Annotated in this window: 7 protein-coding genes; 4 read left to right on the top strand and 3 right to left on the bottom strand. The window is 64.6% G+C overall.

The features are described from left to right. Positions 1-14: 14 nt before the first annotated feature. From H261_RS22075 to mamE, 3 genes are read right to left on the bottom strand one after another with little or no spacing between them, the layout of a single operon-like run. Positions 15-872, bottom strand: coding sequence for a trypsin-like peptidase domain-containing protein (locus tag H261_RS22075; RefSeq protein ID WP_008622189.1), 858 nt, complete (start codon positions 870-872; stop codon positions 15-17). A 58-nt stretch (positions 873-930) separates the two neighbouring features. Beyond that, positions 931-1,899, bottom strand: coding sequence for a hypothetical protein (locus H261_RS22070; protein WP_008622188.1), 969 nt, complete (start codon positions 1,897-1,899; stop codon positions 931-933). Positions 1,900-1,927: 28 nt separating this feature from the next. Then, positions 1,928-3,616, bottom strand: a complete 1,689-nt coding sequence (mamE, locus tag H261_RS22065) for a magnetosome formation protease MamE (RefSeq protein WP_235063019.1) — start codon at positions 3,614-3,616, stop codon at positions 1,928-1,930. Between the two features lie 418 nt (positions 3,617-4,034). Here mamE and H261_RS25165 point away from each other — a divergent pair, with 418 nt between their 5' ends. From H261_RS25165 to H261_RS22050, 4 genes are all read left to right on the top strand, one after another. After that, on the top strand, positions 4,035-4,250 hold the full coding sequence (locus H261_RS25165; RefSeq protein WP_152427063.1) for a hypothetical protein: 216 nt from the start codon (positions 4,035-4,037) through the stop codon (positions 4,248-4,250). Positions 4,251-4,336: 86 nt separating this feature from the next. After that, entirely contained in the window at positions 4,337-4,648 is a 312-nt protein-coding gene (locus H261_RS22060; protein WP_008622186.1) for a hypothetical protein, read from the top strand. A 163-nt stretch (positions 4,649-4,811) separates the two neighbouring features. Then, positions 4,812-5,039 carry a hypothetical protein gene (locus tag H261_RS22055; protein WP_008622185.1) on the top strand — a complete coding sequence of 76 codons (228 nt, stop codon included), beginning with the start codon at positions 4,812-4,814 and terminating at the stop codon, positions 5,037-5,039. A 242-nt stretch (positions 5,040-5,281) separates the two neighbouring features. After that, complete coding sequence (locus H261_RS22050; protein ID WP_008622183.1) at positions 5,282-6,910, top strand: pentapeptide repeat-containing protein; 1,629 nt, start codon at positions 5,282-5,284, stop codon at positions 6,908-6,910. The last annotated feature ends 8 nt before the right edge of the window (positions 6,911-6,918 follow it).

Below are 6,918 nucleotides of genomic sequence, written 5' to 3'. Positions count from 1 at the left end.
CGCCCCTCATACGTCTAAGGACCGGCGGGAACGCCCGACTTTCCGGCCGGAGCGCCCTTCTTGAAGCGAACCACGTCCTGAAGATGGGACACGATCACCTGGGCCGGCACCGTGAAGCCTTCCACCTTGCCGGCGGGGCCGGTAGCGGCGATGTTGATGCCCACCAGATCACCCTGGGCGTTGACCAGCGGGCCGCCGGTCTGTTCCCAGCTGTAGACCGCGTCCGAACGCAGCAGATGGGTGATCTGGGTCGCCCCCACCGCCAGCGGCGCATCCGCCGATTGCACCAGGCCCTGGCGCACCAGCGGCGCCCCCGCCATGTTGCGGCCGAAGGCGAAGACCTGCTGACCCGGCACCACCGTCTGGACGTCGGCCATGCGGAAATGCAGGAACTTCTCGGTGGTCTGCATCTTCAGCAGCGCCAGATCATGCCCCGGAATGGTCTTCACCACCTGGGCCGGAAAGCGCCGGATCCCACCCGTCGTCGCCACCTGGACCGAAATCTCCGGCAGATTGGACACCGAATGCAAGGTGGTGATCACATAGCCGTTGGCCCCCACGATGGCCCCCGAGGCCACCGGACCGGCATTGACCCCGCCGCCGCCGACCCCGACCACAGCAGGGGGAACCGTGTGATACAGCCGCTGCACATGCGGCATGGCGATGTTGCGCACCAGGAACTGACCCACCGACAGATCGTCGGCCCCATGGAAATTGTCGTCCTCGTCGTAATGGTCCAGGAGATAGATCCCCCAAGCGAAGGTCACGAAGATCAAGAAGGCCAGGATCGAGACAGGCGTCTTCCATGACCGTTCGCAAAACACGATCTTGTTGGTGGGCAATTCGCCCATGGTCTCGCCGACTTCAATCATGGCTGAGTTCCAAGCTCATTCGGATTCCTGTCCTCTATCGCCCATCCCGCGAGAACCACTAGAATTCATCACCGTTGCTTTTGGCGCCGTGGCGCGGAGCCAGCAAAGCATTGAAGCGTCCCTTGATGGAATGGACCAGTCTCTGCCCCGCGACGGAAAGCTTACCGCCCAGGGACTTGGGATCCCTCAGCAGATCGGTGGAGGCGCCGATGGCGCCGCGCACGGCCGAATCCGCCACATTGAAGATCCCGGTGAACAGGTCCTCCACGGGAACCTCCTTGACCGGATTTTCGGCAGGGCCGGCAGGGGCGGCCTCTGCCGCCGTCTCCACCGCCGGGGCCGGTTCCGCCGGATAGGCATAGGCCGTCGAGTGGGAAAATGCCTGCGGCTGGGGAGACGGCTCGATCACGGCGGGGGCCTCGACGACCTCCACATCCGAAGCAATCTCAATCTCAATCTCAAGCTCAAGCTCAACATCACTCGTCATCATTTCGGTAACTCCCTCGGTCTCGGTCGCGGCATGATCGTGAGCCGCTTCCGGCTCGGGTTCAGGTTCGGGTTCGGGGACCGGCTCGGGCTCGGGCTCGGGCGCCGCGGCCGTCACCGGGATTGCCGCCTCGGCGGGATTGATCTCTTCATACTCCCGATCCGGCTGCCGCCGGAAAGGCGGCGACCAGTGGGAGACAAGCTCGGTGAACGGGGCGGCTTCAGGCGGCGCATTGGCAACCGCCTCGGCCAATGCGCTCGGCATGACCGGCTTGAGCGCCGCCTCCGTCGGGCTTGCCGCTCCGGGGGAAGACCAGGGCGAACCGCTCAGCAGCGACGCCCAGGCATCCCCTCCCACCGGCTTGATCACCGGAGCCGGAGGCGCAGATATGGGGGCGGCGGGCTCCGGCGCGGAAGATGCCGGAATCTCGGCGTCGGCAGCCGGGGCGAGCGCGGCATCGCCGCCTCCCTTCCCGAGCTTGTCGCCGGGGGTCCCCTTGGCGCGGGGCCGTCGGTTCGTCGCCATCTCGTGCTCCATCATCACAGAACAACCCGGAATTCTTTACCTTTCACCACGGCCCGTTGCCGGGCGGCGGCGTTCCCGCGGCGGCCCCGGCAATCAAAGTCATGTTGCGGACGCCTCCATCGCGCAAGACTCCCAGACGGACGGACCCGCCGACCGACATTTCCCCCATGATGGCGACCGCCTCATGGGGGAGGGCGACGGGGCGGCCGTCGATCTTGAGCAGAACATCGCCCGGCCGCAATCCGGCGTTTGCCGCCGCCGTGTTGGGGGAAACGCCGGTGATCAGCACGCCGCGCCCGACCGGCAGACCGGTCTGCAGGCTCATCTGCGGAGACAGGGGCGCCAAGGCGGCGCCGTGCAGGCTGTGACCGGCCATTCTGGACCCGATTCCGCCGCGCGCGCCTTGGACATTGACCGCCAGACCGCCGGGCGGCTGGGCGAACTGATATCCGCCCGCCCCCGGCTGAGCGAAGGCGACCGGCCCGGCACCGGCACCGATGATCTGATGGCAACCGGCGCAATTCATGTTCCGGCGGTTGTCGGCATGGGGATTGGCGGCATTGGCCTGGATGGGCGGCGCGGCGGGCGGCGGCGCGGCGACGGGCATCATGGGCTGAGCGAAGGCGATGGGCCCCGCCGCGGCACCGATGATCTGATGGCAGTTGTCGCAAGCCATGGCCTGTCGACCATCGGTATGGGGCGAAGGCACCCCCGCCGCGATGGCCGGACCGGCCGCCCCCACGCCGCCCGACCCCGGAGCCCGAAACGCGACGGCTCCCATGGCGGGGCCCGCGGCGGCGGCGGCGGGCAGGCCGTTCACTTCATCTTCCACGAACCGGCGGACCTGATTGCTGGGCACGGCGAAACCGATTCCGGCGAAAGCACCGCTGGGGGTGTAGATGGCGGTATTGATGCCGATCACCGTGCCGTCGGCAATCACCAGCGGCCCGCCGGAATTGCCCTGATTGATGGCGGCATCGGTCTGCAGCAGCTTGGAATGGGTGACGCCCTCGATCACCATGGACTTGCCCTTGGCGGAAATGATGCCGCGGCTGACGGACATGTCCAGACCGAAGGGAGTCCCGATGGCGATCACTTCGTCGGCGACCAGCACCGCGCTGCTGTCGCCCAGGACCGCCGAGGTCAGCGGCGCCCTGGGAGCAATCTTCAGCAAGGCGAGGTCGAGCGCCTCGTCCATCTTGACGATCTCAGCCGAATAGCGGGTCGCCCCCCCGTTGTCCGACACCGAGACGAGAACCGAATTGGCGCCGCGCACCACATGAAAATTGGTGACGATCAAACCGTCGTCGCGAACGATCACCCCGGTGCCGATATTTTCCACCGTGGTGGTGGTCGGATTGGCGAAACGCGGCAAGACGTCGGGACCGGGCGGCATCAGGGTCTTGGGTGCGGCGGCGCGGCCCGACGACGATGCGGTCACGCTCACGACGCTATGACGCAAAAGGGAGACGACGCGGGAAAATCCCCCGCCGCCGCCCACCTGGGCAGCCCCGGCCTCCATGACCGGCGGCAGGGCCGAAACTCCCGTCGCCGCCGGAGCCCCCGCAAGTGCGTTCGCAGGAAGGGGAAGCACCGGAGCGGTGACGGCGCCGTGACCCAATTGCCGGATCAGGGTTCCAAGGCGGTTGCCGCCCGCCTGCTGGCGAAAAATGAAGGCGCCGAACAGCACGATCAAGGCCACCACGCCCATCAGCATGAGGTAGCGCTTCAAATCCTTGCTGCGAGGGGCTTTGGGGCGCCCCCCGGTGTTCGCGTCGCCATCAAGCATCGTCATCCAGCACCACTCAACAAAATCACGCGGCCGACGCGACCAAGGTCCACGGCATTCGTCGCCGCTGTCGGCCCGCGCTTTTTAGCACAATTACTCCAGCCAGATATAGGCGAGAGCACGCCACGCAGACGATAAAGCAGAATAAATCGCCTCGCCTGGCCGCCAATACAAGCGGTTGAGACGCAACCGCATAAAAAGCCCCCCGCCCTCCCCGCAGGCGGATCACGCGAAAAATCGGAGAGCCCCATGGGACGAGGGATGGCCTTTCCCCCCAAAATCTTGATGCTTTAGGCTGCACCTATGCTAATCTGGAGGGACTCAGATCCGTCGATCCACACAGCCCTGCATGGAAGATTTTATGTTTGACACCCCCCTGGCCGGACTGAAATTAGCGGCACCGAAACTGCTCTCCGGAGCACTCCTGGGACTGCCGATCACATTAACGATCGCGCCGGGCCTGGGATTGGTCGTGGTCGGCGTGCTCGGCGCCGCCTGCATCGGAGGATACATATCCGCCGTGAACTCGCTGACCCGTTCCAAACCCGCCTTTTCCGTTGCCACTCCACCGATCTGAAGCGTGGGACTTCCGCCCCGGGCGGACCTAGGAAAGATTGGCCAACCGCCGCAACCGGACGGCCGTTTTTGTCGGAGCTGGGGAAAATGAGCGACAGCGTCAATAAGGAAGAAGCCCTGGCGATCATCAGGGGCATCGTCGGCGCCGCAACCGATATCGCCAAGATGGCGAGCGAGATGGGGCAAGAAGACGACGAGATCACCGCCCCCCCACCGCCCGTCGCATCTCCCCCTCCCCCTCCCCCTCCCGCATCCGCCCATTCTCCCGCCCCTGCCGAGAATGCCGCGGCGACCGAACCCGCCGAAAAAGCCGCCATCGCCCCCAAGGCTGAGGTTCGGGCAAGCTCTCAGGCCGACGTCTTGAACCAACTGCTCAATCGTAAATCAGGTAAGGCATAGGCGCAAATCAGGCAAGGCATCGGTCGGGCCGCATGGGAGTCGATGCTTTAGAGCGCCGTGCCTCAAACGTGAGGCGCGACGCTCGGGCGAGCATTGAGCGAGCAGCCAAGCGGCCGGAGGGCCGCGCCCGACGCCGAGCCCGCCCCACGTCATCGGAGACGACATGGCCCTGACACCGGCGGAAAAGCAAAGACGCTATCGGCAGCGGCATAAAGACCGCCCGACCCAGGCCCAGAAGATCGCCATGCTGGAAGCGCGCATCGCCGAGTTGGAAGCGCAATTGAGAACGGCCACCGGCGCGGATGCGGGCCAGGACCACTCGCCCCAGACAATTGACGAAAGCGTGATCGCGGAATGGGAACGGGCATTGGGGAAAGGCCGCAGCCGGTAGCAACCGCACAGCTCCCTCACGGACCATGCACCGGAACAAAGGCAATCCACCACAACCTGATTCCTCGTCAATGACCAGGCAAAGAAGACAAGAAGTTGGCAATCATTAAAGCAACGTTAACCGTTATTGTAGCAGACCCATCCCGCTCATTTCATCACACCGCCTGACCGGAGATAAGTTTTGAAAAATCCATGGCCTGGTGTATGATTTGAGTGTTTGAAAAGACAGATCGATTGCTTGTGATGGGAAACGTACACCACCTACAACATCTCGGCCAGGGAGCCGGCGACTGGAACGCCTGGCGCCAGCAGGAGCCCGATGTACGACCGGACCTGACCAACGCCAATCTGCGTGGGGCCAATCTCGCCGGGATGGATTTGTCCGGATCGCTGTTGTCGCTGGCAAATCTGCGCAAGGCCGTTCTGTCCGGCGCGAATCTCCGTGATTGCAACCTCCCCCGGGCCTGCCTGGAAGACGCCGATCTGTCGGGCGCCAAGCTTCAGGGCGCCAATCTGGCCGGCGCGACCTTGCTGCGCGCCAACTTCTCCGGCGCCAATATGCGCATGGCCAATCTGGCTGGCGCCAATCTGGCTGGCAAGATGGATTTGTCCGGAGTCGATCTGACCGGCGCCAATCTGGCCGGCGCCAAGCTGATGGGGGCCAATTTCTCCGGCGCCACCTTGGCCGGCGCCAATCTGGCGGGCGCCGACGCCCGCAATGCCAATTTCACCGGCGCGGATCTGACCGATGCCGTGACCGCCGGCGCCCTCCTCGACGGCGCCAACATGTCCGGCGCGGTCATTCGCCGGACCGCAGGCCGCCCCCAGACCATCGTCGCGGATCTGGAGCCCGAGCCCGAACAGCCTCTGCCCCGCACCGTTTCCGAACGCCCGCAGCCCGTTTCGGTCGAGACCTTCGAGGCCGAGGGATTCGAAGCCCCCCCCGTTTCGGTCGAGGCGCCTTCGAACGAGATCGAACCGGCCTTCGAGACCCAACCGGAATGGGACAATTCGGCCCAGCCGGAATTGGCCGAGCCGGAGCAAGAATCCGAGCCGGAACCCATCGACACGCTGGTGGATGTACCTGCGGATATTGAGCCGGAACTCGAGCCCGAACCCGAGCCCGAGCCGGAACTGGCCGCCGTCGTGGAGATGGCGGAAGACGACGATTCTGCCTTCGACGCGCCCCCCATGGCGACAGCCGCTCCGATCCCGCTTGCCGAATCGCAAATTTCAGATCTTTTGGCCGATTCCGTGCAGGACGAGGCCCTCTCGCGTTTACCGGTTCCGGTCGATGACGCCGTTGACGAGGAAGCGCAAGACAGCCCCTTCTATACCTACGAAACCAAGGAATTGGCCATTCTCGCCCTGTATCTCGACCAGGTGAGCCGGAAGACCAAGGCCGAGAAGGCCATGCTGCTGGATCTACTGGTCCAGTATAACCGCAATTTCCTCGGACAAGATGTCAGCGTCCCCATGACCACCAGCGGCAACGCCATTCTGGTCGGTTTCGGCGACCCCACCAACGCCCTGCGCTGCGGCGGCCTGTACATCAGCATGCTGCGCGACATGCAGGTCGAGTCCTATGTGGCGATCAATTGGAGCATGGCAACCGTCCGGGTCGATTCCGAAGGAAGCGAGAGCGACGAGTTGATCGCCAATTCCATTTCGCCGTCGGCTCGTCTGATGCCGGTGGGGGTCGTGGGCGAGGTTCTGGTCTTGGAAGAGCTGTATTCCAATCCCCTGACCCAGCGCGACCTCTTCACCTTCGAGCGTGTCGCCCGGAAATGGAAAGCCGCCAACGACACCCATGGCGAAGGCATCGACGTTATCTGCTACAGCGTTCGCAGCAAGCAGCCCCCGTATCCCTGACGCCCCCC

It is taken from the genome of Paramagnetospirillum caucaseum (genome assembly GCF_000342045.1).
GTDB lineage: Bacteria > Pseudomonadota > Alphaproteobacteria > Rhodospirillales > Magnetospirillaceae > Phaeospirillum > Phaeospirillum caucaseum.
This window is presented reverse-complemented; position numbering and strand designations above follow the sequence as displayed.

Coding starts and splice junctions, on each gene's coding strand:
- H261_RS22075 (WP_008622189.1), bottom strand. CDS start 872: ATGATTGAAGTCGGCGAGACCATGGGCGAATTGCCCACCAACAAGATC.
- H261_RS22070 (WP_008622188.1), bottom strand. CDS start 1,899: ATGATGGAGCACGAGATGGCGACGAACCGACGGCCCCGCGCCAAGGGG.
- H261_RS25165 (WP_152427063.1), top strand. CDS start 4,035: ATGTTTGACACCCCCCTGGCCGGACTGAAATTAGCGGCACCGAAACTG.
- H261_RS22060 (WP_008622186.1), top strand. CDS start 4,337: ATGAGCGACAGCGTCAATAAGGAAGAAGCCCTGGCGATCATCAGGGGC.
- H261_RS22055 (WP_008622185.1), top strand. CDS start 4,812: ATGGCCCTGACACCGGCGGAAAAGCAAAGACGCTATCGGCAGCGGCAT.
- H261_RS22050 (WP_008622183.1), top strand. CDS start 5,282: ATGGGAAACGTACACCACCTACAACATCTCGGCCAGGGAGCCGGCGAC.